Source organism: Sphingomonas sp. CFBP 13714, from assembly GCF_014842205.1.
Lineage (GTDB): Bacteria > Pseudomonadota > Alphaproteobacteria > Sphingomonadales > Sphingomonadaceae > Sphingomonas > Sphingomonas aerolata.
In genome coordinates this window covers 494,939-520,326 of record NZ_JACYVG010000001.1, presented here as the reverse complement: position 1 = coordinate 520,326, position 25,388 = coordinate 494,939, and the positions used below count along the sequence as shown (strand labels likewise).

The following is a 25,388-nucleotide window of genomic DNA, read 5'->3' as shown; positions in this document are numbered from 1 at the left end:
TTTCCGTCCGGTATCGCTCTCTGGCATCGCTGATAGCGCGGTGGAACACGAAGGGCGAGCATGTCGCAGACTACACGGATACTCGCAGCGCTGTTCGGCGGCATCGGGATCGGCATCGCCGCGGCCGCCTGGTCGCCGGCCCACGCGCTCGCGGCGACGGCGGTGACCCAGCCGATCGGCGCGGCGTGGCTGCACGGGTTGCAGATGGTGATCGTGCCGCTCGTCGTCGGGCTGCTCGTCACCGGGATCGGCGCGACGACCGAGGCGGCACGCGCCGGGCGGATCACGATGCGGGCGATGGTGATGATCGTCGTCATCCTATGGAGTTCGACGATCATGTCCGCGCTGGTCATGCCGTTGATCCTCGATGCCTTCCCGCTGCCGCGCGGGCTCGGCGCCGCGCTCCGCGCCGCGCTGACCGGCGCCGCCCCGGTCGGGCCGGTGCCGGGGATCGGCGCGTTCTTCGACACGATCGTGCCGACCAACATCGTCGCCGCGGCATCGAGCGATTCGTTCCTGCCGCTCACCGTCTTCGCGCTGACGTTCGCGTTCGCCGTCACGAAACTGCCCGATGATCGCCGCCGCGTGCTGACCGGTTTCTTCCAGGCGGTCGTCGACGCCTTGCTGATCATCATCAAATGGGTGCTGAAGCTCGCGCCGATCGGCATCTTCGCGCTCGCCTACGGGGTCGGCGCGCGCACCGGGACGGCGGCGTTCGGCGCGCTGCTGCATTATATCGTCTGCGTCTCGGCGATCGGCTTCATCGTCCTGCTGAGCGCCTATCCGATCGGGATGATCGGCGGCCGGGTCAGCCTGGGCCGGTTCGCGCGCGCGGTCGCGCCGGCGCAGGCGGTGGCGATCAGCACCCAGTCGTCGCTCGCCTCGCTGCCGGCGATGCTGAAGGCCTCGACCGAGCTCGGCGCGTCGCCTGCCACCGCCGGGATCGTCCTGCCGCTGTCGGTCGCGGTGTTCCGCGCGACCAGCCCGGCGATGAACCTCGCGGTCGCGCTCTATGTCGCGCACTGGCTGGGGCTGCCGATCGGGCCGGGGCAGATGGCCGCGGGCGTCGCGACCGCGGCGATCACGACGATGGGATCGATCTCGCTGCCCGGCACGATCAGCTTCGTCGCCTCGGTCGCGCCGGTCGCGCTGGCGATGGGCATCCCGCTCGAGGTGCTCGGCCTGCTCATCGCGGTGGAGACCATTCCCGACCTGTTTCGCACCGTCGGGAACGTGACGATGGACACCGCCGTCACTATCTCCGTCGCGGCGCGGTCCGATCACGGCGGCGGCGCCGAGGAGATTCCGCATGAAGTATCGCACGCTCGGCCCTGATTTCGAGGTTTCCGCGCTCGGCCTCGGTTGCATGCCGATGGCCGGGGTCGGCAAGGACATGTACGGCAGCGCCCCCGCCGACGAGAGCATCGCGACGATCCACCGCGCGATCGAGTTGGGCGTGACGCTGTTCGACACCGCCGAAATCTATGGTCCGCTGATCAACGAGGAGCTGCTCGGCAAGGCGATCCGGGGCAAGCGCGACGGCGTCGTGATCGCGACCAAGTTCGGCTTCCGCTATGACGAGAACGGCATGACCGGGGTCGACAGCACGCCCGCCAATGTGCGGCGTGCGTGCGAGGGATCGCTCAAGCGGCTCGGCGTCGAGACGATCGACCTGCTCTATCAGCACCGCGTCGATCCGGGCGTGCCGATCGAGGAGACGGTGGGCGCGATGGCGGAGCTCGTCCGCGAGGGCAAGGTGCGGCATCTGGGGCTGTCGGAGGCCGGGCTCGACACGATCCGGCGCGCCGCGGCGACGCATCCGATCGCCGCGCTGCAGAGCGAATATTCACTGTGGGAGCGCGGGGTCGAGGACGCAATCCTGCCTTTGTGCCGTGAGCTAGGGATCGGGTTCGTGCCCTATTCGCCGCTGGGGCGCGGGTTCCTGACCGGGCAGATCACCGCGCGGTCAGACCTGCCCGAGGGCGATTACCGCCGCAACGACCCGCGCTATTCGGACGAGAACTTCGCCAAGAACATGGAGATGGTCGCGGTGGTGAAGGCGATCGCCGACACGCATGGCGCGAGCCCGGCGCAGGTCGCGCTGGCGTGGCTGCTGGCGCAGGGTGACGACATCGTGCCGATCCCGGGGTCGAAACGCCGCGTCACGCTGGAGGACAGCATGAAGGCGGCCGAGATCACGCTGTCGGCGGACGATCTGGCGAAGCTTGATGCGGCGGCCCCGAGGGGTGGCACCGCGGGGCCGCGCTATGGCGAGAAGGCGCTGTCGATGACGCGGATCTGACCGGGTCATACCCTCTCATAATCGTCATTCCCGCGCAGGCGGGGATCCAGACTGGCAAGCCGTGGTCTATCACGAACCGCAGAGTGTCTGGATCCCCGCCTTCGCGGGGATGACGTATCGTTAGGGGATGACGGATCATGGGGAATGATGCGTCGGTAGGTCCAGCGGCCTTACTGGACCCCGTGCATCCACTTCTTGATCAGCGGCGAGATCAGCAGCAGCAGCACGCCGATCCCCGCCGAGACCAGCCCGATCGTCCAGAACACGCCGGCATAGGTGTCGAGGCTGACCTTGAGATTGGTCACCTGACCGCCGACCGTCTCGACGCTGGCGACCTGTGCGACGATGCCCGCGACATATTGCGCGACCGAGATCGACAGGAACCACACGCCCATCATCAGCCCGACGACGCGCGCGATCGACAGCTTGGTGATCATGCTGAGCCCGACCGGCGAGATGCAGAGCTCGGCGAAGGAGTGGATGAAGTAGAGCCCGGCGAGCCACCAGATCGCGACCTTGAACGTCGGGCCGACCATGCTCGCGCCCCAGACGAGGAACAGGAAGCCGACGCCGACGCCGATCAGCGCGATGCCGAACTTGACCGGGATCGACGGCTCGATGCCCCGGGCGGCGAGCTTGGTCCACAGGATCGACATCACCGGCGCGAGCGCGACGATGAAGAACGCGTTGAAGAACTGAGTCTGCCCGGCCGAGATGCTGAACAGGCCGAAGACGCTGAGATCGGTGTTGCGATCCGCGAACAGCGTGAGGCTCGAGCCTGCCTGCTCGAACAAGGTCCAGAACACGACGTTGAAGACGATCAGCACCATCGCCGCGAGCATCATCTGGAACTCGCGCCGCTCGCCATTGACGAACGACCAGATCAGGATGCCCGGCACCGCGACCAGGAACGTGCCGAACAGCAATTTGCCCATCAGCGACAGCGAGACGATGTAGCCGATGATCCCGGACCCCGGCACCGGCGGCTCGGCGTTCATCAGGTTGACGAACAGCAGGTAGAAGATCGGGATGCCGAGCAGCGCGAGCGCATAGATGCCGAGCGCGCGATCGGGGCCGCTGCGCACCGGCGGCTCACCGTATCCGTTCAGTTTGCCGCCATCGAACTGGATCAGCGTCCACGAGAACAGCATGCCGATCGCCGCCAGACCGAAGCCGGCCCACCAGCCGAACGCGACCGCGAGGAACGGGCAGAGCAGCTGCGAGAAGAGCGAGCCGAGGTTGATCCCCATGTAGAAGATCGTGAACCCGGCATCGCGGCGCTTGTCGCCCTGCGCATAGAGCTCGCCGACCATCGTCGAGATGTTGGGCTTGAAGAAGCCGTTCCCGACCGAGATCATGCAGAGTGCGAGCAGCATGATCGTGACGTAGAAGCTGCTGCGTTCCGCGCCCGATTCAAAGCCGCCCTTCTCCACCGTGCGCGCGACCGCGCCGTCGGCGGCGAGCAGCGAGACGGTGCCGTCGTCATTGCCCTTGATCTTCAGCTTGTTCGCGCCGTCGACGAGGTAGCGGACCTCGCTGTCGGCCTGCTCGACGACCTGGATTTCGTAGCGCTGGTTGGCGATCGTCGCATAGGGCTTGGCGGTCTCGCCGCCGAAGCAGAGCAGCAGATAGCCCATCGCCATGATGATCGCACCGAACTTCACCGCGCGCTTCGAGCCGAGATACTGGTCCGCCAGATAGCCGCCGACCAGCGGCGTCAGATAGACCAAAGCGGTATAGCCGCCGTACAGCCCGGTCGCCTCGCGGTCGCCGAACACGAAATGCTTGGTGAGGTACAGCGTGAGCAGCGCGCGCATGCCGTAATAGCCGAAACGCTCCCACATCTCGGTGGTGAACAGTCGCGCGAGCTGGCGGGGATGGCCGAACCACGTCTCCCCGCTGGCGGGGTTCACATGGGTGATATCCGGCTCTCGCGGCGTATCCGCGGTCGGGGTGTCCACCATCTTTTACGCTCCCTGAAACGCTGGGCCGCCGTCGAACGCGGCGGCTTCATTGCGGCCTTACCTAGCGGCAAAGCCGGGACTGTAAATATCGGTGGCCGCGGGACCGCCTGCTAAATCGCGGATGCGGCTGTAAATTGCCGCGCCCCGTGCCTATCTGCGGGGCGATGTTCAACGACACTTCCAGCCCGCTTTCGCTGCTCGCGACCCGCCGTTCGGGCAAGCCGCGCGACCTCGTCGCGCCCGGTCCCGATGCCGACCAGCTCGCGCAGATCCTGGCGATCGCGGCGCGCACCCCCGATCATGGCAAGCTGGCGCCGTGGCGGTTCGTGGTGGTCGGCCAGGACCAGCGCACCGCGCTCGCCGCGCTGATCATCGATGCGTACCGCGTCGAGCGGCCGACCGCGTCGCGGACCGAGATCGAGGCGCTCGACCAGTTTGCGCATCAGGCCCCGGCGCTGGTCGTCGTGCTGTCGTCACCCAAGCCGAGCCATATTCCCGTGTTCGAACAGGAATTGTCGACCGGGGCTGCGTGCATGAACCTGCTCCACGCGGTGCATGCGCTGGGCTTTGCGGGCGGCTGGCTGACCGGCTGGCCGAGCTATTCGGACACGGTGCGCGATGCGTTCGGCGAGGGCCATGAGCGGATCGCCGGGTTCCTGTTCATCGGCACGCCGTCCCGGCCGCTCGACGAACGGCCCCGCCCCGATATGGAACGTGTCGTCTCGCGCTGGCGGCCCTAGGACTCGACGAAATGGCCAATTGCTGTATTAAGGCAGCATGACAGCGCTCAGCAGCGAAGACAGCCCCGTATATCTCCGCCTCCGCGCCACGATCGCCGCCGGGATATTACGCGGCGACTATCGCGCGGGTGATCAGCTGCCCTCGGTCCGTGCCTTTGCCGCCGAGCACGGCGCCAATCCGCTGACCGTCGCCAAGGCCTATCAGACGTTCCAGGACGACGGCTATGTCGAGGTCCGGCGCGGCGTCGGCATGTTCGTCCTGCCGGGGGCCGCGGAGGCCCTGCGCGTGGCGGAACGCGAGACGTTCGTCACCACGCACTGGCCGCGCATCCTCGGGCATATCGACCTGCTCGGCCTCGACGCGCGCGACCTGCTGGCGCACGAGCGGGCCTGAGCCGCCCCGCGGGGTGATCCCGAGCGGCGGGTGACTCAGAACAGATTCAGGGCGGCGATGTCCTCGACGCTCAGGTCGATCCCGAACAACAGGCTCATGCGGATCCGGTAGACGCGCGGGTCGGTGATCTCGCCGCTCGCCGTGTCGGTGCCCGACCGCCGGCGATAGGTGCGCCCCATCAGCGACGCGAAACCGTTGGGCAGGACGATGCTGGCGATCGCGGTCTGCGTGAAGCGGCTCGCGGGCGCGGTCGACGTCCAGTGATTGCCGAGCAGCAGATCGGCATCGAACACCTCGGCGATCGTGAAGCTGTATTGCGGCTGGAACCCGCCGCTCGCGCCGCGTCCGTCGGTGGTCATCGGATCGCCGTCGCGCAGCAGCATCCAGCCCTGTTCGCCGTGATCGCGGCTGGTCGCCTCGAGCCGGAAGCGCGCGCCATCGGGCGCGGTCGCCTCGGCCCCGTCCGCGAGCGGGAGCACGGGCGTGTAGCTGCCGCCGAAGCCGGTGTCGGCGATCCAGGCCTGGCCGTCGATCGTCACCAGCGAAAAGGTGTGCGTGAGCGGCGGCACTTCGGTTGCGGCGATCCAGACGCGCGCCAGCACCGGGCGGGCGGCAAAGCCGAGTTCTGTGAGCGCATCGAGGAACAGCCGGTTATGCTCGAAGCAATAGCCACCGCGGCGCGCGGTCACGAGCTTGGCGAACACCGAGGCGCTGTCGATCGCGATGCCGCGGCCGAGCACGACGTCGAGATCCTCGAACGGGATGGCGAGCCGGTGCGCCAGCTGCAACCGGCCGAGGCCGATCGAATCGAGCGTGGGCCGCGCGGGCATGGCGACACGGGTCAGATAGGCGTCGAGATCGAACATCGGTCGGGGGGTCCTCGTTTGGGTTTGCCCTTACCGTGCGTGTGGCGCGGCCGTCGAGTGCTGAAGGGCGGGTGGGGGTAGTTGAGGAGCAGCCGCGGTTCTGGGGCACGGGTGAACATACGTCCCCCGGCCCCGCGCGCATGCGTCCCCCGCCGCCGCGGGGATACACCCCCGCCGCCGCCCCTCACCCCCGCCGTTCGTGCTGAGCGAAGTCGAAGCACCTGGGCTTGGGGCAGCCCTTCGACTGCGCTCAGGGCGAACGGAGTGGGTGTGGGAGCGGGGCGAATGGAAGCGGGGCGAACGGGGGTGGGGCGGACGGGGGTGTGCGCACCAGCCCCCTCCGTCATCCTAGGCTCGACCCAGGATCCAGAGCCACGGACGCCCGCATGCGTGGCTCTGGATCCTGACTTTCGTCAGGATGACGGGAGGGGGGCTTACGCCGCGAACAGCGCCGGTTCGATCGCGTAGAGCACCGCGGCGCTGGCGCTGGCGGCGGCGACGAGGCCCATGGCTTCGGGGACGACCTGCTCGAGGTAGAAGCGCACCGACGCCGCCTTCATCCGTCCGAAGTCGTCGGTGCCGGCGACCGTACCCTGGCGTTCCATCAGCCAGCCGCAGGTCGCGACCGACAGCATCGTCAGGAAGGGGTAGCTCGCGGCGAGCTTGTCGTCGGCGTCCGCGGTGGCGAGGCGGCGGTCGATCGCGTCGCAGGCGTCGACGAGCGCGAGCAGCCGCTCGTCCCTGGCTTCCGCGCGGATGTCGGCGATCAGCGTGGCGAACGCGCCGCCATTGTCGAGCGCGAGCTTGCGGCCGACCAGATCGGCGGCCTGGATGCCGTTGGTGCCTTCGTAGATCGGCGTGATGCGCGCATCGCGGAAATACTGCGCGGCACCGGTTTCCTCGACATAGCCCATGCCGCCATGCACCTGGATGCCGAGCGAGGCGACCTCGTTGCCGATGTCGGTGCCGTGCGCCTTGGCCAGCGGGGTGACGAGTTCGAGGCGGTTGCGCGCCGCGGCGTCGCCCATGTTGGCGCGGTCGACCTGCCCGGCGGCATAATAGACGAGCGCGCGCGCCGCCTGGGTCTGCGCCTTCATCCGCAGCAGCATGCGGCGGACGTCGGGATGCTCGACGATCTTGACCGACTCCTTGTTCGGCGAGCCCGCGCGCGCCGACTGGACGCGGTCGAGCGCATAGGCGACCGCGCCCTGAGTCGCGCCCTCGGCGACCTGGACGCCCTGAAGCCCGACATTGAGCCGCGCATTGTTCATCATCGTGAACATCGCGCGGATGCCGCCAAGTTCCGCGCCGATCAGCTCGCCGACGCAGTCGTCATTATCGCCGAAGCTCAGCACGCAGGTCGGCGAGGCGTGAAGCCCCATCTTGTGCTCGATCGAGACGACGCGGACGTCGTTGAAGTCGCCGGGCGTGCCGTCTTCGTTCAGACGATATTTCGGCACGAGGAAGAGCGAAATGCCCTTGGTACCCGCGGGGGCGCCCGGCGTCCGCGCGAGGACGAGGTGGACGATGTTCGGTGCCATGTCGTGATCGCCGAACGAGATGTAGATCTTGGTGCCCTTGATCGACCATTTGCCGTCACCCAGCGGCGTCGCGGTGGCGCGGAGCGCGCCGACGTCGGAGCCGGCCTGCGGCTCGGTCAGGTTCATCGTGCCGGTCCATTCGCCGGTCGCGAGATGCGGAAGGTAGAGCGCCTGCTGCTCCGGGCTGCCGTGATGCGCGAGCGCCTCGATCGCGCCGACGGTCAGCGTCGGGCAGAGCGCGAAGCCCATGTTCGCGCTGCCCAGCGTGTCGAGCACCGCGGTCTGGATCGCAAAGGGCAGGCCCTGCCCGCCCCATTCCTCCTCGACGCCGATCGTGCCCCAGCCGCCCTCGACATAGTCCTTGTACGCCTGCGCGAAACCGTCGGGCATGACGACGCCGTCGGGGGTCCATTTCGCGCCGACAGTGTCCCCTGCGCGGTTGAGCGGCGCCCATTCGCCCGCGGCGAACTGTCCCACGCCTTCGAGCACCGCGTCGACGACGTCGTCGCTGGCGGCGGAAAACCGGTCGGTGGCGGCGAGTTCGCCGATTCGCACGACGTGATCGAGCACGAAACGCTGTTCGGTGGTTGCTGGGGTGAAGGCCATGGCATCCTCTTATCGCTATGCTTTGCGCCCGCTATAGGCCTTCAGAATGACGCGTCCACACCCCCTGATTTTACCCTACGGCACCGCGGCGGTCGCGCAGGCGGCAGCGATGATTCGCGCCGGCGGACTCGTCGCGGTGCCGACCGAGACGGTCTACGGACTCGCCGCGGACGCGACCGACGCGCAGGCGGTGGCGGGGATCTATGCGGCCAAGGGGCGGCCGAGCTTCAACCCGCTGATCGTGCATGTCGCGGATCTCGCCGCGGCCGAACGGATCGCGGTGTTCGATGCGGATGCGCGCGCGCTAGCCGCGGCGTTCTGGCCGGGGCCGCTGACGCTGGTGCTGCCGGTGCGCAGCGATTCGGGGATCGCGGCACTGGTGACCGCCGGGCTCGACACGATCGCGATCCGGGTGCCGCGGCACCGCGCGATGCAGGCGCTGATCGCAGCATCGGGGCGGCCGCTCGCGGCACCGTCGGCCAATGCGAGCGGGGGGATCTCACCGACGACGGCGGCGCATGTCGCGGCGAGTCTGGGGGGGAACGTGCCGCTGATCCTCGACGATGGCGCGACCGAGGCGGGGCTCGAGTCGACGATCGTGGCGGGGCGGACGGTGTTGCGGCCGGGGCCGGTGACGGCGGAGTTGCTGTTAAGCCACCTCCCCGGCGAAGGCCGGGGCCCAGGTGGAGAGGTCGCTGTAACGGAGGGCGACGGGCCTCAAGATCGTCCCCCAACTGGGCCCCGGCCTTCGCCGGGGGGGCGTGCGGTTACGGCGCCCGGGCAGCTTGAAAGCCATTATGCGCCAAGCAAATTGCTTCGGTTGAACGCGCTCGATGCCGAGCCCGAAGAGTGGCTGATCGGGTTCGGGGCGGTTGCGGGGGATGTCTCGCTGTCGACGTCAGGCGACCTCGTCGAAGCCGCCGCGAAGCTGTTCGACCTGCTCCACGCTGCCGATGCGAACGACCATCCGAGGATCGCCGTTGCGCCAATTCCGTCCGAAGACATCGGCGAGGCGATCAACGACCGCCTCCGCCGTGCCGCACATCGCTAATCCTGTTCCCCCGCGCAGGCGGGGGTCCAGGAGTCGCGTTGGCATCCGGTATTTAGCTGGACCCCCGCGTCCGCGGGGGAACGGCACCGTTACGCGCTGACCGCTGCCTTCGACCGCGCGGCAAAACTCTTGCGGAGCTTCTGCAGCTTGGGGGGGATCACCGCCATGCAATAGGGGTTGGAGCGCCCCGAGGTTTCCCAATAGTCCTGGTGATAGCCTTCGGCCTCGTACCAGGTGGTCATCGGCTCGATCGTCGTGACGATCGGCTTGGCGCTGTCCGCCTGTGCACGCTCGAGCGCCGCCTGCATCTCGGCCTTCTGCGCGTCGTCGGCGGGGAACATTGCCGAACGATATTGCGTGCCGACGTCGTTGCCCTGCCGGTTGAGCGTCGTCGCGTCATGCGTCGCGAAGAAGATGTCGAGCAGGTCGCCAAGCTTCAGCTGTTCGGGATCGAAGCCGATCCGGATCGCCTCGGCATGGCCGGTATCGCCGCCGCACACCTGTTTGTAGGTCGGATCAGGCACATGCCCGCCGATATAGCCGCTCTCGGCGCTCTCGACGCCGATCACGTCCTTGAACACGGCCTCGGTGCACCAGAAGCACCCGCCCGCCAGCGTTACATAATCCGTCATCACGATCTCCTTTCCGCCAAGATAGGAAGCCGCTACCCCGCAACAAAGAGGAGACGCATGTGATCGACGGTGCAAGGCTTGATGGCAGGGTGATGGTAACGGGCGGCGCCGGCTATATCGGCAGCCATGCGGTCCTGGCGCTGCTCGACGCGGGGCATGAGGTGGTCGTGGTCGACAATCTGGTCACCGGCTTCGACTGGGCGGTCGATCCGCGCGCAACCCTGGTCGAGGCGAACGTCGCCGACGATGCGAAGGTCCGCGCGGCGATCCGCGATCACAAGGTCCGCGCGATCATGCATTTCGCCGGCTCGGTCGTGGTGCCCGAATCGGTCAGCGACCCGCTCAAATATTACCGCAACAACACCGCCGCCAGCCGGTCGCTGATCGAGAGCGCGGTGGCGGAAGGCGTGCCGCACTTCATCTTCTCGTCGACCGCGGCGACCTATGGCACGCCCGAGAAGGTGCCGGTCGCGGAGGGTGATCCGACGGTGCCGATCAATCCCTACGGCATGTCGAAGCTGATGACCGAGGCGATGCTGCGCGACGTCGCGGCGGCGCACCCGATCAACTATGCCGCGCTACGCTATTTCAACGTCGCGGGCGCGGATCCGCAGGGGCGCAGCGGCCAGTCGACGGTCGGCGCGACTCACCTGATCAAGATCGCGGTCGAGGCGGCGACGGGCAAGCGCAGCCATGTCGGCGTCTATGGCACCGATTTCGCCACCCCCGACGGCACCGGCGTGCGCGACTATATCCATGTCAGCGACCTCGCCGCCGCGCATGTCGCCGCACTCGACCTGCTGGTCGCCGAGCCGGCGAAGAGCCACACGCTCAACGCAGGTTATGGCACCGGCTTCTCGGTGCTCGAGGTGCTCGATGCGGTCGACAAGGTCACCAACATGACGATCGACCGCCGTCTCGAGGGGCGTCGCGCGGGCGATCCGGCGATGCTGATCTCGGACAACAGCGCGATCCTCGCGACGCTCGACTGGCAGCCGCGCCATGCCGATCTCGACGGGATCGTCCGCGATGCGCTGGCCTGGGAACGCACGCTCGCCGAGCGCCAGCGCTAGGAACGGGCCCGATCAGGCGTCGGCGGGCGGGCGGCCAAAGGCGTGGCGCTCGCCGCCGATCGCCGCCCGGGCGCGCGCCGTTGCGAGCCACCAGCCGAGCGCCCACAGCGTTCCGAAGCTCCAGCCGGCGAGCACGTCGCTCGGCCAGTGGACGCCGAGATAGACGCGGCTGCATCCGATCGCCCCGACCATCAGGATCGCCATGACGAGGATGTAGCGCCGCGCCGCATTCGACACGGTGACCTGCGACGCGAGTCCGGCAAGCGTGAGATAGACGATCGCGCTGTTCGCCGAATGCCCGCTCGGGAAACTCATGTTGGACACCTGGACCAGATGGTCGACGATGTCGGGTCGCGGCCGCGCAACCTCGGTCTTGACCAGCGCGACGACCATCCCGCCGCTGATACTGGCGGCGAGCGTCGCCGCCGCGCTGAGCCAGAGCCGCTGGACCGCGAGCAGCCCCGCCGCCAGGACCACGATGATCGTCAGCACGACGCCGCCGCCGAGCGCGGTGACGTCGGCGGCGACCTTGGGCAGCCAGGACGGCCCGCCCCAGGCACGCAGGTTGAGGATGATCGCGCGGTCGAAATCGAACGGCCAGTGGCCGAGCGCGAGACCGATCAGCAGGACGAGCGCGATCGCGACCGCGCCGACCGATGCGCCCGCAAGCACCACCGGCAGGCGACGGCGATGCGCCTCGCCCGGGGTGGCGACGCCGGGCGTCACGCTGCGATCACCGTCGCCACGGCCGGCCGACGCCGTCATGCGGAATTATTCCAGATCGCCCTCGTCGATGACGATGAGCGATGCGGACGGCTTCTTCATCGCGGCTTCGGCGCAGACGTCGACGATCTCGTCGCTGAAACGCTCGAACAGCTCGAGCGCGTCGTCCTCGGGCTCGTCGCCGCTGAGTTCCTTCAGCACGGCATATTTCACCGCGAAATCACGGTCGTCGCCGTCAATCTCGGCGGTGAACTCGACCTGCCGCTCGCGGTCGTTGTCGGTAAGGCTGTTCTGGTCGATTACGAGGCTGCTGGCCATGTCTTGAACTCCCGGGGTTACGCGATCGTCCCTGCCCTCGCCCCTCGTGCAGGGCAAGCCGGTAAAACGCGTTTTGCGCTTCGCCGATACAGGGTTGGTCAGGCAGCGATAACCCGTGAGCCCGGCCTTCGATCCGGGAAAGGTCCACGCTGCGGTGTTTCACCACGCCCAGCGATCAGGCGCCCCATTCGGGCCCGTCCTCGTCGCGGTAGAAGCCGTCGTCGCGGTCGGGTTCGGGCGGGGGTGGCGGCGGGCCGGGATCGGCGATCGGCGGCGGCAGCGAAGGGTCGCCCCCGCCGAAGCGGATGCGGATATAGGCGCTGCCCTGATGCATCGCCTGGAACAGCGCGCTCGTCTCCTCGGCCTGCAGCCGCCGGCCGATCATCGGCGCGCGTTCGGCGCTGATATAGCCGAGCTGGATGTCGCGTTCGCTCCACACGCCGACCGCATTCGAATCATGCGGATTCTTCGGTTCGCGGCGCAAGGTCACGCGGTCGCCCGGCGCACAGAGCAGGATTTCCATCCGCCGGTTGCTCCTGGTCTTGTCCGCATTGGGGAAGTCGATGCCGACGATCGAGGTGGTGAATTCGTCCATCGCACGACGATGCGCGCGCCGGCGCGGCCGATCAAGCGGTGCGAATGGGGGGGCGAATCGGGGGCTTGCGAGAGGAGGAGGTGCCGATGGTGGGTCCGCCGGGGCTCGAACCCGGGACCTCTCGATTAAAAGTCGCTTGCTCTACCAACTGAGCTACGGACCCGTACATCGGCTGCGAGCCACTAGGGGCGCAGCCGCGGTCGGTCAACCTTGTGCGCGAGATGGCGGACGCTTTGCCCGGTCAGAGGGTCGCGCCAGCGCGGCGCGATGCGCGCGAGCGGCGCCAGCACGAAGCCGCGGTCCCGGTAGGCGGCGTGCGGCACGGTCAGCCCCGGCCCCCTCCAAACACCCCCCGACCACAGGATGATGTCGAGATCGATCACCCGCGATCCCCAGCGGCGCCCGCGCCGCCGCCCGAACGCGGTCTCGATTCGCTTCAGCCGCGCGAGCAGCACGGGCGGCGAGTCGTCCGTCTCGATCAGCGCGACCGCATTGGCATAGCGCCGGATCGACGGCCCGAGCGGCGCGCTCGCGATGATCGGCGACACGGCGACGACATCGCCGACCGCGGCCAGCGCGGCGCGGATCGTCGCGGCGGGCGCGCCGTGGATCCCGCGCCGATTCGAGCCGAGCGCGATCGCATAGGTTGTCCGCTCCATCCGACCCGCCTAACGCACCGCGATGAACTTCGCACCCTCCCCGCTGCCCGAAACCGAGCCGCCGCACGACTGTCCCAATTGCCCGCGTCTCGTCGCCTTTCGCAACGAACTGCGCGCCGAATTCCCGACCTGGTGGAACGCGCCCGTCCCCGCCTTCGGCGATCCCGACGCATGGCTCGGCATCATCGGCCTCGCGCCCGGCAAGCATGGCGCCAACCGCACCGGCCGCCCGTTCACCGGCGATTTCGCGGGGCAATTGCTCTATGACACGCTCGGCAAGTTCGGGCTGGCGGAGGGCGTGTTCGCGGCGAAACCCGATGACGGGCTGAAACTCAACGGCGCGATCATCATCAACGCGGTCAAGTGCCTGCCGCCGCAGAACAAGCCGACCCCGGAGGAAATCCGCACCTGCCGCCCGTTCGTCGAATCGCAGCTTGCCGAGCTGCCCAAGGCGCGGATCTTCATCGCACTCGGCCAGATCGCGCACCAGACCAGCGTCAAGCTGCTCGGCGGGCGGTTACCAAAGGCGAAGTTCGGGCATCTCGCCGAGCATGTCATGCCCGACGGCCGCATCCTGATCGATAGCTATCACTGCTCGCGCTACAACCAGAACACCCGCGTCCTGACCCCCGAAATGTTCGAAGCGGTCTTCGCACGGGCGCTGGAGTTGCGGCGCAGCATCGCCGCAGCATAAACTGCGTCAGACGTCCGCGACGAGCCGCCCGTAAAGATCGGGGCGGCGGTCGCGGAAGAAGCCGAAGGCGGCGCGGTGGCGCTTGACGATGTCGAGGTCGATCGTCGCGGTGATCACGCCCTCATCGTCGCGGCCGAGCTCGGCGAGGATATCGCCGCGCTCGTCGGCGATGAAGCTGGTGCCGTAGAAGGTCTGGCCATGCTCGACGCCGACGCGGTTGGCGGCGACGATCGGGACGACGTTGCTGACCGCATGCCCGACCATCGCACGCCGCCACAGCCGCGCGGTGTCGAGGCTGGTGTCGTGCGGCTCGCTGCCGATCGCGGTCGGGTAGAACAGAACTTCGGCGCCCATCAGCATCATCGCGCGCGCGGTCTCGGGATACCATTGGTCCCAGCAGACGCCGACGCCGAGCGTCGAGCGGCCCTGCGCGGCGGCATGCGGCCAGACCTTGAAGCCGGTATTGCCGGGGCGGAAATAGAATTTTTCCTCATAGCCCGGGCCGTCGGGGATGTGGCTCTTGCGATAGACGCCCTGCACCTCGCCGTCGGGACCGATCATCGCGAGGCTGTTATAGTGATGCGGGCCATCGGCCTCGAAGAAGCTGGTCGGGATCGTGACCTTGAGCGCCTCGGCGAGCGCCTGCATCGCGAGCACCGCCTTGTGCTCGCCGACGGGGGCGGCGTTGGCGAACAGGCCCTCGTCCTCGACGCGGCAGAAATATTCGCCCTCGAACAATTCGGGCGGCAGGATCACCTGCGCGCCACGCGCCGCAGCTTCGCGGACCAGCCGCGAGACATTGGCGATGTTCTTGTCGATATCGGCAGTGAAGCCGAGCTGGAGCGCGGCGACGGTGATCTCGGTCATGCGAATTCCTATAGCGTCACGCCGAAGCGCGCCGCGATTGCGACGACCGCGAGATAGAGAAGGATCGTCAGGACGCAACCGGCAGCAAGCGAAACCCAGAAGCCGACGCCGTGCCGCAACAGCACCGGGATCAGCAGGAACATCGGCAGCGAGGGCAGCACGTACCAGAAGGTCGCCTCGGCATGCGCGGCCAGCCGGACACGGTCGCCGGTGTCGTGCCACAGCCAGATCATGCCGAGCACCGACAGCAGCGGCAGCGACGCGACCAGCGCCCCTGCCGCCGGACTCCGCCGGGCAACCAGCGCGATCAGCGCGACGATGATCCCGGACAGGACCGCGCGGACCGCGAAGGCGAGCATCAGCCGGGGATTTGCTGGCTGATGCAGTGGAAGCTGCCGCCGCCGGTCAGGATATGATCCGCACGCTGCCCGACGACCTGACGATCGGGGAAGATCGCCTGGATCGCCGCGACGGCCGCCGCGTCATTCTCCGCGCCGTAGAGCGGCACGACGACGGCGGCATTGCCGATGTAGAAGTTCATGTAGCTGGCCGGGACGATTTCCTCGTCGCGCAGCACGCGGCCGGGCGACGGGATGCCGACCACCGTCAGGCCGGCACGCTCCGCATCGCGCTTCGCCAGCTGATAGACCTGCCAGTTGGGGTCGTTCTCGGCTGCCTCGGGGATCGCGACGCGACCCTCGCCGACGAAGCGCGCGAGATTGTCGACATGGCCGTCGGTATGGTCGTTGACGAGCCCGTCGCCCAGCCACACGACCTGGCTGAAGCCGAGATCGGACTTCAGCCGCGCCTCGATCCCCGCCTTGTCGAGGTCGGGGTTGCGGTTGCGGTTGAGCAGGCACTGCTCGGTCGTGACGACTACGCCGGTGCCATCGCCATCGACCGCGCCACCTTCGAGCACCCAGTCGAACGCCGCGAGCGTCTTGCCGCGGCTCTCGGCCAGACGGCGGCCGATCGTGTCGTCACCGGGCAGGTCGTATTTGCCGCCCCAGCCGTTGAAGACGAACTGGTGCGCGGTGCCGTCGCCGACGATGATCGGCGCGGTGTCGCGCAGCCAGATGTCGCCGAACGGCTCGACCACGACGTCGGCGAACGGCGCGAGCCGGCGTGCGGTCCGCGCCGAGCCCTCGTCCGCGGCGACCAGGATCACCGTCTCGCCGCGGCCGTCGGCATGGACTGCGGACGCAAAGGCGACGACCTCGTCACGCGCGGGTTCGAGATCGTCGAGCCACAGATCGGCATGGCTCGGAAAGCCGATCCACACGGCCTTGTGATGCGCCCATTCGGCGGGCGGGGGGAGTGTCGTCACTTACTTGGCTCCTGCGCGATCTTTGTCGCGGATGTTGCGGAATTCGGCGGTCTTGTACCAGTTCGGCCACAGCGCGGTGTCGTCGGCGAGCTTGCGGCCAAGCCCGTAATAGATCGTCAGATCCTCGACCGCACCCGACCAGTCCCATGTGGCGTCATATTCGTCCGCGGGCTTGTGATAGCGGTTGGCGACATAGTCCTCGCGCGCGGCATGACCCGCCGCAGTGCCGCCGACGACGAGGTCCTCGCCGCTGCCGCCGTCGAGCATCGGCACGCCGAGCTTGGCGAAGCTGAAATGATCCGAGCGGTAATAGCCGCCGCGTTCGGGGTTCGCCTCGACGCCGATCACGCGGCCCTGCGCGGCGACGAACGGCTTGACCAGATCCTCGATCTCCGACTTGCCCGCCCCCGTCAGCACGAAGTCCTTCACGCGGCCGTCGACGTTCAGCACGTCCATGTTCACGCCGCCGACCGTCCGCGCGAGCGGATAGACGGGATGTTCGGCATAATAGCGCGAGCCGAGCAGCCCCGATTCCTCCGCGGTTACCGCGAGGAACGCGATCGAGCGCTTCGCCGGGCCGGCCTTCACATGCGCCTGTGCGAGCGCGATCAGCCCTGCGGTGCCCGTCGCATTGTCCGCTGCGCCGTTGCAGATGTCGTCGCCACCCACCGCATCGCAGCGGCCGAGATGATCCCAATGCCCCGAATACAGCACGTAATCGTCCGGTGCGGTCGTCCCCGGCAGCACGCCGATGACGTTCTTCGACGCCTGGCGCCGGATCGTGTTGGCAAAGCCGGTCGACAGCTTGAGGCCGAGCGGTACCGCCTTGAAGCCCTTGACCTTGGCCGCCGCGGCGAGCGCGGCATAGTCCTTGCCCGCGCTCGCGAACACGCGCTCGGCGGCAGGCTTCTGCATCCAGCCGATCACCTGCGACTGGTCGAGATGATCGCCCTTCTCGTCGAGTTCGAGCTGCGGCCCGGTCCAGGACGACTGCACCACCGCCCAGGGATAGGCCGCGGGTTCGGTGTCGTGGACGATGATCGCCGCAGCCGCGCCGTGCTTGGCCGCATTCTCGAACTTGTACGGCCAGCGACCATACCAGGTCATCGCGCGGCCCTCGAACGGGCCTTCGCGGCCCATCGTCTGCCAGTCGGCGTCGTTGATGAGGATGACGACGGTCTTCCCCTTCACGTCGACGCCCGCATAATCGTCCCAGCCCTTTTCGGGCGCGGTGATCCCGTAGCCGACGAACACGACGTCGCTGTTGGTCACGGTCGCGGTCGGCGCGACGCGGTAGGTGCCCGCGACCATGTCGGTACGATAGGCGAGGCTGACGGGTGCGGTGCCGCCGGTGAAGACGAACGGCCGGACGTCCTTGGCGGTGATCTCGACCATCGGCACGTCCTGCGTCCAGCTGCCCTTGTTGCCGGGTTTCAGCCCCGCGGCCTTCATCTGCGCGACGAGATAGGCGACCGTCTTCGCCTCGCCGGGCGTGGTCGGCGCGCGGCCTTCATAGGCGTCCGATGACAGCGTCTGGGTGACGGTCTTGAGCGTTTCGACCGAGATCGCGGGCGCGGTCTGCGCCGAGGCGGCGGTGCCGAGAAGGAGCAAGGGCAGAAGGGCAGCGCGCATAGGGATCTCCCGAGTAAGTGCCGCGCGTTCTGGCAGCGTGCCCCCCGCCGCGCAAGGCATGCGCCACCCCCGCGGTGGTCGCCTCGGTCCCCGCCCCGGTCTGGTGCAAATTGGACGAAAGTGCGCGTTTGTCATCGCGCGCGGCGTTGCTAGGTTACGTAGCGGGGCTTGGTTCGGGGGATAAGAATGCGGTTGCGATCGATGATGCGCGTGCGCGCGGGCATGGCGCTGTGCGTGGGGATTTCAACGACGGCGGGCGCCGCGGACCCGGCCGGGCCGATGGCGGCGGCGTTCGGCGCGCGCGAGGCGGTCCAGCAGATGAGCCTGTCGCCCGACGGGACGCATGTCGCGATGATCGTACCCGTTCGCGGGCACGGTGCCGCGCTGCGGATCGCGAACATGACCACGGGCGAAGTGGCACAGCCGATCCTGTCCGCGGCGGGGGATCCCGAAACGCTGACCTCCTGTCGATGGGCCACCGACATCCGCGTGATCTGCCAGATCCGGACCGCGTCGAAGAGCAGTTTCGGGCTGATCGGCTTCAGCCGGACGGTCGCGATCAATCGCGACGGCAGCGCGATGAAGATGCTCAGCGCCCGCACCAACGACCGTTCGCTCGGCATGATGCAGGACGGCGGCAGCGTGATCGACTGGACCGCCGACGGCGTCGCCGGCGCTGTGCTGATGACGCGCAGCTTCGTGCCCGAGATGACGACCGGGATGCAGACTGCGAGCAGCGGCGAGGGCCTGGGAGTCGAACGGATCGACAGCGTCACGCTCGCACGGCGGACGATCGAGGCGCCGCGCGGGACGGCGGACGAGTATATCAGCGACGGTCGCGGCATGGTGCGGATCATGGGGCTGCGCAGCCGGAGCAACGCCGGCTACGAAACCGGGCGGACCGACTATCTGTACCGGAAGCCCGGCGATCGCGCCTGGTTGCCGCTGAGCCGGCTGGAGGGCGATCAGAACGGTACCGGGTTCAATCCCTATGCCGTCGATCCGGCGCTGAACATCGCCTATGGCTTTGACGACAAGGATGGCCGCCAGGCGCTGTTCAAAGTCGCTCTGGACGGCACGCTCAAGCGCGAGCTCGTGCTGGCCCACCCCGATGTCGATGTCGACGGCCTGATCCGCATTGGCCGGCAGAGCCGCGTGGTCGGTGCCACCTATGCGACCGATCGGCGCGAGGTGGCGTTCTTCGACCCTGCGCTGCGCGCGCTGGCGGCGTCGCTCAACGCGGCGCTGCCGGGGAAGCCGATCGTGACGTTCATCGATGCCAGTGCGGATGAGAACACGCTGCTGCTGTTCGCGGGCAGCGACGTCGATCCCGGCCGCTATTACCTGCTCGACCGCAAGACCCGGAAAATGGGCGAGGTGATGCCGGCGCGCGCGCAGCTCGCCGGCATCCCGCTCGGCAGCGTCAAGCCGATCAGCTTTCGCTCGGCCGACGGGACAATGATCCCGGGCTATCTGACGCTGCCCGCCGGCAGCAGCGGCAAGGGGTTGCCCGCGATCGTGATGCCGCATGGCGGGCCGGGTGCGCGCGACGAATGGGGGTTCGACTGGCTCCCGCAATTCTTCGCCGCGCGCGGCTTTGCCGTGCTTCAGCCCAATTTCCGCGGCTCGACCGGCTATGGCTCGGCCTGGTTCCAGAAAAACGGCTTCCAGTCGTGGCGCACCGCGATCGGCGATGTCGACGATGCCGGCCGTTGGCTGGTGACACAGGGAATTGCCGCGCCCGCCACGCTGGCGATCGTCGGCTGGTCCTATGGCGGCTATGCCGCGCTGCAATCGGCGGTCACCGAACCCGGGCTGTTCAAGGCGATCGTCGCGGTCGCGCCGGTGACCGATCTCGATGCATTTCGCGAGGAAGCGCGCGGGTTTACCAGTTATACGGTGGTCGACGCCTTTATTGGTCACGGTCCGCACGTTCAGGCGGGATCGCCCGCGCGCCATGCCGACCGGATCACCGCGCCCGTCCTGATGTTCCACGGCGACCGCGACCGAAATGTCGGCATCGACGAATCGCGGCTGATGGCATCGAGGCTGAAGGGGGCGGGCGGCAAGGTCGAGCTCGTCGAATTCCCCGGTCTCGATCACCAGCTGGACGACGATGGTGCGCGTACCCTGATGCTTGCCAAGGCGGATGCATTTCTCCGCAACGCGATGGGGATGTAGCGCAACGAAAAAGGGCGGCCCCGGAGGACCGCCCTTTTCCTTTTTCGAACCGCGCCGTGGCGGGGCCACGTCGTCGGACGTCGCCTGCGCGACGCCGGCCGGTCTCGCGTTGCTCGACTTAGCGCGAATAGAACTCGACGACGAGGTTCGGTTCCATCTTCACCGGGTAGGGCACTTCGTCGAGCGTGGGCACGCGCGTGAAGGTGACCTTGGCGGCGCCGTCGGTGGCGACATAGTCGGGGATCTCGCGCTCGGCGAGGGTCTGTGCTTCCATGACCAGCGCCATCTCCTGCGCCTTGGTGCCCAGCGTGATCTCGTCACCGACGAAGCAGCGACGCGATGCGACGTTGCACTTCACGCCGTTGACGCGGATGTGGCCGTGCGAAACGATCTGGCGGGCCGCGAAGATCGTCGGCGCGAACTTGGCGCGGTAGACGATCATGTCGAGACGCTGCTCGAGCAGGCCGATCAGGTTCTGGCTGGTATCGCCCTTCATGCGTGCGGCTTCGAAATAGCAGGCGCGGAACTGCTTCTCGGTCACGTCGCCGTAATAGCCCTTGAGCTTCTGCTTGGCGCGCAGCTGGATACCGAAGTCGCTGACCTTGCCCTTGCGGCGCTGGCCGTGCTGGCCGGGGCCGTATTCACGCTTGTTGACCGGCGACTTGGGGCGACCCCAGATGTTCTCGCCCATACGGCGATCGAGTTTGTACTTTGCGCTTTGACGCTTCGACATAGTATAACCTTTGCAAATGCAAACAACGTTGGTCCCGGTATCGCTCTGCTGGTCGTCGTGAGACCCAAGGGTCCGGACAAGGCAGGGCCACCGCTTCACCGGGGTGCAGGGCCATTGCGAAGGCGGGCGCCTAGACGCCGCGCCTGCCAGAGTCAAGCTGGACAGCGTGCGGGCCGCTCGGCAAGAGGCGGCATGACCATCCTATCCGGCCCCGACTGCACCACCATGACCGAGGTCCGCGCGGGCGTCGACGCGCTCGACCGCGAGCTCGTCGCGCTGCTGGCCAGACGCTTTGCCTATATGGACGCCGCCGCGCGCATCAAGCCGGAGCGGGGGCATGTGCGCGACGAGGCGCGCAAGACTCAGGTGATCGAGAATGCGCGGGCCGAGGCCGCGCGGCTGGGGTTGCCGGACGCGGCGATCGCGGATCTGTGGGAGGGGCTGGTCGAGGCGTCGATCGCGTATGAGCTGGCGGCGTTCGACCGGCGTTGAGGCTTCCCGCGTACGCCCCCCTGCCCCGTTCGTGCTGAGCGAAGTCGAAGCACCTTCGCTTGGGGCATGCCCTTCGACTTCGCTCAGGGCGAACGGGGGTAGGGGGACGCGACGGGGCCGAGGGCAATGCAACCGCCCCCTCCCCCCCCATCCCGTTCGTGCTGAGCGAAGTCGAAGCACCTTCGCTCGGGGCGCGCCCTTCGACTTCGCTCAGGGCGAACGGGGGTTAGGAGAACGGGCCCGAACGCACCTCTCGCCCCCGTCAGGCCCTGGGCTTCTTCCCCGCCAGCGACGAGAGCACGCCGCGCATCGTGCGGATTTCCTGGCTCGACCAGCCAGGCTTGGTCAGCAGCGTGCGCAGCGTACGGCGCGTCGTCTGGATCTTGTCGGGCGGATAGAAGAAGCCCGCCCCCATCAGCATCGTGTCGAGCTGGCCGATCATCCCGTCGAGCTCTTCCTGCGGTGCGGGTGGCATGATCGGGTTGATCGAGGGCTGGCTGAGCTCGCGCTCGGCAGTCAGCCCCTTCGACCATTCATAGGCGACCAGAATCACCGCCTGGGCGAGGTTGAGCGAGCCGAATTCGGGGTTGATCGGCACGGTGATGATCGTCCGCGCGACCGCGACGTCGTCGGTTTCGAGCCCTGAGCGCTCGGGTCCGAACAGGATGGCGGAGCGGCCGGGCGCGGCGTGGATCTCGGTCGCGGCCTGTTCGGGGGTCACGACAGGCTTGGTGACGCCGCGCTTGCGGACCGTTGTCGCGAAGACCTGTGCGCAGTCGGCGGTGGCGGCGGCGACGCTGTCATAGACCTTGGCGTTCTGCAGGACGATGTCGGCACCGCTGGCGGCGGGGCCGGCCGATGGGTTGGGCCAGCCGTCGCGCGGGGAGACGAGGCGCATCTCGACGAGCCCGAAGTTGAGCATCGCGCGCGCGGCCTTGCCGATGTTTTCGCCGAGTTGGGGGCGGACTAGGATTATGACGGGGGGTGGGGTTGGGTCCGCCACGGTGCTTCGACTTTGCTCAGCACGAACGGGAGAAGCGGGGGGAGCGGAGGGAGCGGGGGTTGCATCAACGGTGACTGGTGGTGAGGCGTCCTCACCCCCCTCCGTTCGCCCTGAGCGAAGTCGAAGGGCACGCTCCCGCGGGGGGATCGCCGCATCGTGCAGATCCGCCCAATCGCCACGCGAGAGCGCCTCTTTCTTGCGCCGCGACCAGCCCTTGACCTGGAACTCGGCCGCGAGCGCTTCCTGCCGGGACGGGAAGTCCTGGCTCCACATCAGCTCGACCGGGCGGCGCGTCTGTGTGTAGCCGGCCACCTCGCCGAGGTTGTGCTGGCCGATCCGGCGTTCGAGATCGTCCGTATGTCCGGTGTAATAACTGTCGTCGGCGCAGCGCACCATATAGGCCCAGAATGTCATGGCCGGGGCTTACGCGGTGGCGTGGTGGTCAAACAAGTCCTTCGACTTCGCTCAGGACGAACGGAGTGGGGGTGGCGTACCTCACCAGCTTTCCGTTCGCCCTGAGCGAAGTCGAAGGGCCCCCGCCAGGGAAACGACCGACGGTCAGATCACTCCGCCCGCCCGACCTCCTCGACACTCCCGGCAAACGCCTCGAAGTCCTTCGCCTCGCTGAAGTCGCGGTACACGCTAGCGAACCGGATATACGCGACCGAATCGAGCCCCTTGAGCCCGTCCATCACCATCTCGCCGATCCGCTTCGACGTGACGTCGTTCTCGCCGAGCGTCTCGAGCCGCCGCTGGATGCCGCTGACGAGCTTGTCGATCCGTCCCGGCTCGATCGCGCGTTTGCGCGTGGCGATCGAGAGCGAGCGGAGCAGTTTCTCGCGGTCGAACGGCTCCCTGCGTCCCTCGCTTTTCAGCACGAACAGTTCGCGCAGCTGGATGCGCTCGAACGTCGTGAAACGCGCGGCGCAGCCTTCGCACTGGCGCCGACGCCGGATCGCCGCCCCGTCTTCGGTGGGGCGGCTGTCCTTGACCTGGCTGTCTTCATGTCCGCAAAAGGGGCAGCGCATTCAGACCTTCTTCTTGCCCTTGTAATAGGCATAGCCCGCGCCCGCGAGTGCGCCGAAGATCGGGCCGATCACCGGCACCGGGATCGCGACGACCGCGCCGAGTGCGCTCCACTTGGCCATGCTCTTGCCGAGACCCGGGGTCGCCTTGATGTCGTTCTGGATGTCATCGATCTTCGACATGCTCGTTATCCTTGATAGATGGGGAAGCGCGCGCACAGCGTGCGAACACGTGCCCGAACGTCCGCCTCGACCTGCGGGTCCCCATGCTCGCCCTTTTTCGCGAGCCCGTCCAGCACGTCGGCGACCATGTTGCCGATCTCGCGGAATTCGGCGGGGCCGAAGCCGCGCGTCGTGCCGGCAGGGGTGCCGACGCGGATGCCGCTGGTCTTCATCGGCGGGAGCGGATCGTTGGGGATGCCGTTCTTGTTGCAGGTGATCCCTGCGCGCTCGAGCGCCTCGTCCGCATCGCGACCGGTGATGCCGAGCGGGGTGAGGTCGATCAGCGCGAGATGCGTGTCGGTGCCGCCCGAGACGACGTCCGAGCCGCGCTCCTTCAGCGTCGCCGCGAGCACCTTCGCATTCTCGACGACCGCGGCGATATAGCTCTTGAAGTCGGGCTGGAGCGCCTCGCCGAACGCGACCGCCTTCGCCGCGATCACGTGCATCAGCGGCCCGCCCTGGAGCCCCGGGAACACCGCCGAGCTGATCTTCTTCGCTACGCCCTCGTCATTCGTCATGATCATGCCGCCGCGCGGACCACGCAGAGTCTTGTGCGTGGTCGTGGTCACGACATGCGCATGGCCGAACGGCGTCGGGTGAAGCCCCGCCGCGACGATCCCAGCGAAATGCGCCATGTCGACCATGAAATAGGCGCCGACCTTGTCCGCGATGGCGCGGAAGCGGGCGAAGTCGATGACGCGCGGATAGGCGGAGCCGCCCGCGATGATCAGCTTCGGCTGATGCTCGACCGCCAGCGCCTCGACCTGGTCATAGTCGATCAGGTGCGTTGTCGCGTCGACGCCGTACTGGATCGCGTTGAACCACTTGCCCGACTGGGCGGGCTTGGCGCCGTGCGTCAGATGGCCGCCCGCGTCGAGGCTCATGCCGAGGATCGTGTCGCCGGGCTTGACCAAAGCGAGCATCACCGCGCCGTTCGCCTGCGCGCCCGAATGCGGCTGGACGTTGACAAAGCCGCAGCCGAAGATCTGCTTGGCGCGCTCGATCGCGAGCGTCTCGACCGTGTCCGACGGCGCGCAGCCCTGGTAGTAGCGCTTGCCCGGATAGCCCTCGGCGTACTTGTTGGTGAAGACCGAGCCCTGCGCCTCGAGCACCGCCTTGGAGACGATGTTCTCGCTCGCGATCAGCTCGATCTGCGTCTGCTCGCGCTCGAGCTCGGCCGCGACGCCGGCGAAGACGGCGGCATCGGCATCGGCAAGGCCGCGGGTGAAGAAGCCGTCCGGCTGGACGTCATGGAGCGTGTTGGGCTGGGTGCTCATGCGGGGACCTTTGCGGAAGTCCGGTCGACGGCGGAGAGCTTGTCGACACGGTGTTGATGACGGCCGCCGGCGAAATCGGCGGACAGGAAGGCTTCGACGCACGCCTTTGCCATTTCTTCGCCGATCAGGCGGGCGCCCATCGCGATGGCATTGGCGTCGTTGTGGATCCGCGCGAGGCTCGCCGACAGCGGCTCGGAGACGAGCGCGCAGCGGCAGGCGGGATTGCGGTTGGCGGCGATCGAGATGCCGATGCCCGAGCCGCACAGCGCGATGCCGCGCTCGGCGCGACCGTCCTCGATCGCGGCGGCCAGCGCATAGCCGTAGTCTGGATAATCGACGCTCGCGGTGCCCTCGGGCCCGAGATCGAGCACGTCGTGCCCGGCCTCGCGCAGCCACGCGGTCAGCACCGCTTTCAACGAAACGGCGGCGTGGTCGGACGCGATGGCGATGCGCACCTGGCGTATTCCTGTG

Annotated in this window: 27 protein-coding genes and 1 tRNA gene; 9 read left to right on the top strand and 19 right to left on the bottom strand. The window is 67.9% G+C overall.

The window, feature by feature from the left end; genetic code table 11:
• Positions 1-60: 60 nt before the first annotated feature.
• Positions 61-1,335: a dicarboxylate/amino acid:cation symporter gene (locus tag IFT54_RS02575; protein WP_056406869.1), complete on the top strand. Its 1,275-nt coding sequence runs from the start codon at positions 61-63 to the stop codon at positions 1,333-1,335.
• On the top strand, positions 1,310-2,302 hold the full coding sequence (locus tag IFT54_RS02570) for an aldo/keto reductase (protein ID WP_192069474.1): 993 nt from the start codon (positions 1,310-1,312) through the stop codon (positions 2,300-2,302). The genes IFT54_RS02575 and IFT54_RS02570 overlap by 26 nt, the downstream gene beginning before the upstream one ends.
• Positions 2,303-2,472: 170 nt before the next feature.
• On the opposite strand, the gene IFT54_RS02565 is transcribed toward IFT54_RS02570, so the two are convergent.
• A complete protein-coding gene (locus tag IFT54_RS02565) occupies positions 2,473-4,266 on the bottom strand; it encodes a peptide MFS transporter (RefSeq protein ID WP_183936093.1) in 1,794 nt (597 codons plus the stop codon).
• Positions 4,267-4,430: 164 nt separating this feature from the next.
• Here IFT54_RS02565 and IFT54_RS02560 point away from each other — a divergent pair, with 164 nt between their 5' ends.
• The gene (locus IFT54_RS02560; RefSeq protein WP_192069473.1) at positions 4,431-5,006 is read left to right on the top strand and encodes a nitroreductase family protein; all 576 of its coding nucleotides are present in this window, start codon (positions 4,431-4,433) and stop codon (positions 5,004-5,006) included.
• Positions 5,007-5,043: 37 nt separating this feature from the next.
• Positions 5,044-5,400, top strand: a complete 357-nt coding sequence (locus IFT54_RS02555; protein WP_031394568.1) for a GntR family transcriptional regulator — start codon at positions 5,044-5,046, stop codon at positions 5,398-5,400.
• Between the two features lie 35 nt (positions 5,401-5,435).
• On the opposite strand, the gene IFT54_RS02550 is transcribed toward IFT54_RS02555, so the two are convergent.
• Positions 5,436-6,266: an arylamine N-acetyltransferase family protein gene (locus IFT54_RS02550; RefSeq protein WP_192069472.1), complete on the bottom strand. Its 831-nt coding sequence runs from the start codon at positions 6,264-6,266 to the stop codon at positions 5,436-5,438.
• 434 nt (positions 6,267-6,700) lie between these two features.
• Positions 6,701-8,413 carry an acyl-CoA dehydrogenase gene (locus IFT54_RS02545; protein ID WP_192069471.1) on the bottom strand — a complete coding sequence of 571 codons (1,713 nt, stop codon included), beginning with the start codon at positions 8,411-8,413 and terminating at the stop codon, positions 6,701-6,703.
• 46 nt (positions 8,414-8,459) lie between these two features.
• Between IFT54_RS02545 and IFT54_RS02540 the strand changes: the two genes are divergently transcribed.
• The gene (locus tag IFT54_RS02540; protein ID WP_192069470.1) at positions 8,460-9,464 is read left to right on the top strand and encodes an L-threonylcarbamoyladenylate synthase; all 1,005 of its coding nucleotides are present in this window, start codon (positions 8,460-8,462) and stop codon (positions 9,462-9,464) included.
• Positions 9,465-9,553: 89 nt separating this feature from the next.
• Here the strand turns inward: IFT54_RS02540 and msrA are convergent, their stop codons facing one another.
• The gene (msrA, locus tag IFT54_RS02535; RefSeq protein ID WP_031395728.1) at positions 9,554-10,096 is read right to left on the bottom strand and encodes a peptide-methionine (S)-S-oxide reductase MsrA; all 543 of its coding nucleotides are present in this window, start codon (positions 10,094-10,096) and stop codon (positions 9,554-9,556) included.
• A 92-nt stretch (positions 10,097-10,188) separates the two neighbouring features.
• Here msrA and galE point away from each other — a divergent pair, with 92 nt between their 5' ends.
• Positions 10,189-11,169 carry a UDP-glucose 4-epimerase GalE gene (gene galE / locus IFT54_RS02530; RefSeq protein ID WP_192069691.1) on the top strand — a complete coding sequence of 327 codons (981 nt, stop codon included), beginning with the start codon at positions 10,189-10,191 and terminating at the stop codon, positions 11,167-11,169.
• 12 nt (positions 11,170-11,181) lie between these two features.
• On the opposite strand, the gene IFT54_RS02525 is transcribed toward galE, so the two are convergent.
• The 5 genes from IFT54_RS02525 to folK form a co-directional block, all read right to left on the bottom strand.
• Positions 11,182-11,934: a phosphatase PAP2 family protein gene (locus IFT54_RS02525; protein WP_192069469.1), complete on the bottom strand. Its 753-nt coding sequence runs from the start codon at positions 11,932-11,934 to the stop codon at positions 11,182-11,184.
• 6 nt (positions 11,935-11,940) lie between these two features.
• Complete coding sequence (locus IFT54_RS02520; protein ID WP_031395725.1) at positions 11,941-12,210, bottom strand: DUF1488 family protein; 270 nt, start codon at positions 12,208-12,210, stop codon at positions 11,941-11,943.
• 175 nt (positions 12,211-12,385) lie between these two features.
• Positions 12,386-12,805 (bottom strand): HIRAN domain-containing protein, encoded by a 420-nt coding sequence (locus IFT54_RS02515; protein WP_056406850.1) that lies wholly within the window; start codon positions 12,803-12,805, stop codon positions 12,386-12,388.
• Between the two features lie 87 nt (positions 12,806-12,892).
• Positions 12,893-12,968: transfer RNA gene (locus IFT54_RS02510), tRNA-Lys, on the bottom strand.
• Positions 12,969-12,987: 19 nt separating this feature from the next.
• Positions 12,988-13,464 (bottom strand): 2-amino-4-hydroxy-6-hydroxymethyldihydropteridine diphosphokinase, encoded by a 477-nt coding sequence (folK, locus tag IFT54_RS02505; RefSeq protein WP_192069468.1) that lies wholly within the window; start codon positions 13,462-13,464, stop codon positions 12,988-12,990.
• A 22-nt stretch (positions 13,465-13,486) separates the two neighbouring features.
• On the opposite strand from folK, the gene IFT54_RS02500 reads away from it, so the two are divergent.
• On the top strand, positions 13,487-14,158 hold the full coding sequence (locus IFT54_RS02500) for a uracil-DNA glycosylase (RefSeq protein ID WP_192069467.1): 672 nt from the start codon (positions 13,487-13,489) through the stop codon (positions 14,156-14,158).
• 6 nt (positions 14,159-14,164) lie between these two features.
• Here the strand turns inward: IFT54_RS02500 and aguB are convergent, their stop codons facing one another.
• The 4 genes from aguB to IFT54_RS02480 are packed head-to-tail and all read right to left on the bottom strand — an operon-like array spanning position 14,165 to position 17,984.
• Positions 14,165-15,025: an N-carbamoylputrescine amidase gene (aguB, locus tag IFT54_RS02495; protein WP_031395228.1), complete on the bottom strand. Its 861-nt coding sequence runs from the start codon at positions 15,023-15,025 to the stop codon at positions 14,165-14,167.
• 8 nt (positions 15,026-15,033) lie between these two features.
• Positions 15,034-15,384 (bottom strand): DUF3147 family protein, encoded by a 351-nt coding sequence (locus IFT54_RS02490; protein ID WP_192069466.1) that lies wholly within the window; start codon positions 15,382-15,384, stop codon positions 15,034-15,036.
• Positions 15,384-16,352 (bottom strand): agmatine deiminase family protein, encoded by a 969-nt coding sequence (locus IFT54_RS02485; RefSeq protein ID WP_192069465.1) that lies wholly within the window; start codon positions 16,350-16,352, stop codon positions 15,384-15,386. The genes IFT54_RS02490 and IFT54_RS02485 overlap by 1 nt, the downstream gene beginning before the upstream one ends.
• Positions 16,353-17,984: a M28 family peptidase gene (locus IFT54_RS02480; protein ID WP_192069464.1), complete on the bottom strand. Its 1,632-nt coding sequence runs from the start codon at positions 17,982-17,984 to the stop codon at positions 16,353-16,355.
• Between the two features lie 234 nt (positions 17,985-18,218).
• Here IFT54_RS02480 and IFT54_RS02475 point away from each other — a divergent pair, with 234 nt between their 5' ends.
• Entirely contained in the window at positions 18,219-20,165 is a 1,947-nt protein-coding gene (locus IFT54_RS02475) for an alpha/beta hydrolase family protein (RefSeq protein ID WP_342354747.1), read from the top strand.
• A gap of 118 nt (positions 20,166-20,283) precedes the next feature.
• On the opposite strand, the gene rpsD is transcribed toward IFT54_RS02475, so the two are convergent.
• Positions 20,284-20,898 carry a 30S ribosomal protein S4 gene (rpsD, locus tag IFT54_RS02470; RefSeq protein ID WP_031394942.1) on the bottom strand — a complete coding sequence of 205 codons (615 nt, stop codon included), beginning with the start codon at positions 20,896-20,898 and terminating at the stop codon, positions 20,284-20,286.
• A 192-nt stretch (positions 20,899-21,090) separates the two neighbouring features.
• Between rpsD and IFT54_RS02465 the strand changes: the two genes are divergently transcribed.
• On the top strand, positions 21,091-21,390 hold the full coding sequence (locus IFT54_RS02465; RefSeq protein ID WP_031394943.1) for a chorismate mutase: 300 nt from the start codon (positions 21,091-21,093) through the stop codon (positions 21,388-21,390).
• Between the two features lie 262 nt (positions 21,391-21,652).
• Here IFT54_RS02465 and IFT54_RS02460 read toward each other — a convergent pair whose 3' ends face one another.
• The 5 genes from IFT54_RS02460 to rpiB form a co-directional block, all read right to left on the bottom strand.
• Positions 21,653-22,807, bottom strand: a complete 1,155-nt coding sequence (locus tag IFT54_RS02460; protein WP_192069462.1) for a TrmH family RNA methyltransferase — start codon at positions 22,805-22,807, stop codon at positions 21,653-21,655.
• Between the two features lie 149 nt (positions 22,808-22,956).
• A complete protein-coding gene (nrdR, locus tag IFT54_RS02455) occupies positions 22,957-23,421 on the bottom strand; it encodes a transcriptional regulator NrdR (protein ID WP_031394945.1) in 465 nt (154 codons plus the stop codon).
• The gene (locus IFT54_RS02450; protein WP_031394946.1) at positions 23,422-23,601 is read right to left on the bottom strand and encodes a hypothetical protein; all 180 of its coding nucleotides are present in this window, start codon (positions 23,599-23,601) and stop codon (positions 23,422-23,424) included.
• A gap of 5 nt (positions 23,602-23,606) precedes the next feature.
• Positions 23,607-24,917, bottom strand: coding sequence for a serine hydroxymethyltransferase (locus IFT54_RS02445; RefSeq protein WP_192069461.1), 1,311 nt, complete (start codon positions 24,915-24,917; stop codon positions 23,607-23,609).
• Positions 24,914-25,372 (bottom strand): ribose 5-phosphate isomerase B, encoded by a 459-nt coding sequence (gene rpiB / locus IFT54_RS02440; RefSeq protein ID WP_037529906.1) that lies wholly within the window; start codon positions 25,370-25,372, stop codon positions 24,914-24,916. Before rpiB ends, IFT54_RS02445 begins: the two co-directional genes overlap by 4 nt.
• Positions 25,373-25,388 lie beyond the last annotated feature (16 nt).

Excerpts from the sequence above, each read along its gene's own strand:
- IFT54_RS02465 (WP_031394943.1), top strand. The coding sequence starts at position 21,091 with ATGACCATCCTATCCGGCCCCGACTGCACCACCATGACCGAGGTCCGC.
- IFT54_RS02540 (WP_192069470.1), top strand. The coding sequence starts at position 8,460 with ATGACGCGTCCACACCCCCTGATTTTACCCTACGGCACCGCGGCGGTC.
- IFT54_RS02570 (WP_192069474.1), top strand. The coding sequence starts at position 1,310 with ATGAAGTATCGCACGCTCGGCCCTGATTTCGAGGTTTCCGCGCTCGGC.
- IFT54_RS02545 (WP_192069471.1), bottom strand. The coding sequence starts at position 8,413 with ATGGCCTTCACCCCAGCAACCACCGAACAGCGTTTCGTGCTCGATCAC.
- IFT54_RS02560 (WP_192069473.1), top strand. The coding sequence starts at position 4,431 with ATGTTCAACGACACTTCCAGCCCGCTTTCGCTGCTCGCGACCCGCCGT.
- IFT54_RS02555 (WP_031394568.1), top strand. The coding sequence starts at position 5,044 with ATGACAGCGCTCAGCAGCGAAGACAGCCCCGTATATCTCCGCCTCCGC.
- IFT54_RS02575 (WP_056406869.1), top strand. The coding sequence starts at position 61 with ATGTCGCAGACTACACGGATACTCGCAGCGCTGTTCGGCGGCATCGGG.
- aguB (WP_031395228.1), bottom strand. The coding sequence starts at position 15,025 with ATGACCGAGATCACCGTCGCCGCGCTCCAGCTCGGCTTCACTGCCGAT.
- galE (WP_192069691.1), top strand. The coding sequence starts at position 10,189 with ATGGTAACGGGCGGCGCCGGCTATATCGGCAGCCATGCGGTCCTGGCG.
- IFT54_RS02445 (WP_192069461.1), bottom strand. The coding sequence starts at position 24,917 with ATGAGCACCCAGCCCAACACGCTCCATGACGTCCAGCCGGACGGCTTC.
- IFT54_RS02500 (WP_192069467.1), top strand. The coding sequence starts at position 13,487 with ATGAACTTCGCACCCTCCCCGCTGCCCGAAACCGAGCCGCCGCACGAC.
- IFT54_RS02460 (WP_192069462.1), bottom strand. The coding sequence starts at position 22,807 with ATGACATTCTGGGCCTATATGGTGCGCTGCGCCGACGACAGTTATTAC.
- IFT54_RS02525 (WP_192069469.1), bottom strand. The coding sequence starts at position 11,934 with ATGACGGCGTCGGCCGGCCGTGGCGACGGTGATCGCAGCGTGACGCCC.
- IFT54_RS02450 (WP_031394946.1), bottom strand. The coding sequence starts at position 23,601 with ATGTCGAAGATCGATGACATCCAGAACGACATCAAGGCGACCCCGGGT.
- IFT54_RS02565 (WP_183936093.1), bottom strand. The coding sequence starts at position 4,266 with ATGGTGGACACCCCGACCGCGGATACGCCGCGAGAGCCGGATATCACC.
- IFT54_RS02480 (WP_192069464.1), bottom strand. The coding sequence starts at position 17,984 with ATGCGCGCTGCCCTTCTGCCCTTGCTCCTTCTCGGCACCGCCGCCTCG.
- nrdR (WP_031394945.1), bottom strand. The coding sequence starts at position 23,421 with ATGCGCTGCCCCTTTTGCGGACATGAAGACAGCCAGGTCAAGGACAGC.
- msrA (WP_031395728.1), bottom strand. The coding sequence starts at position 10,096 with ATGACGGATTATGTAACGCTGGCGGGCGGGTGCTTCTGGTGCACCGAG.
- folK (WP_192069468.1), bottom strand. The coding sequence starts at position 13,464 with ATGGAGCGGACAACCTATGCGATCGCGCTCGGCTCGAATCGGCGCGGG.
- IFT54_RS02550 (WP_192069472.1), bottom strand. The coding sequence starts at position 6,266 with ATGTTCGATCTCGACGCCTATCTGACCCGTGTCGCCATGCCCGCGCGG.
- rpsD (WP_031394942.1), bottom strand. The coding sequence starts at position 20,898 with ATGTCGAAGCGTCAAAGCGCAAAGTACAAACTCGATCGCCGTATGGGC.
- IFT54_RS02515 (WP_056406850.1), bottom strand. The coding sequence starts at position 12,805 with ATGGACGAATTCACCACCTCGATCGTCGGCATCGACTTCCCCAATGCG.
- IFT54_RS02520 (WP_031395725.1), bottom strand. The coding sequence starts at position 12,210 with ATGGCCAGCAGCCTCGTAATCGACCAGAACAGCCTTACCGACAACGAC.
- IFT54_RS02490 (WP_192069466.1), bottom strand. The coding sequence starts at position 15,384 with ATGCTCGCCTTCGCGGTCCGCGCGGTCCTGTCCGGGATCATCGTCGCG.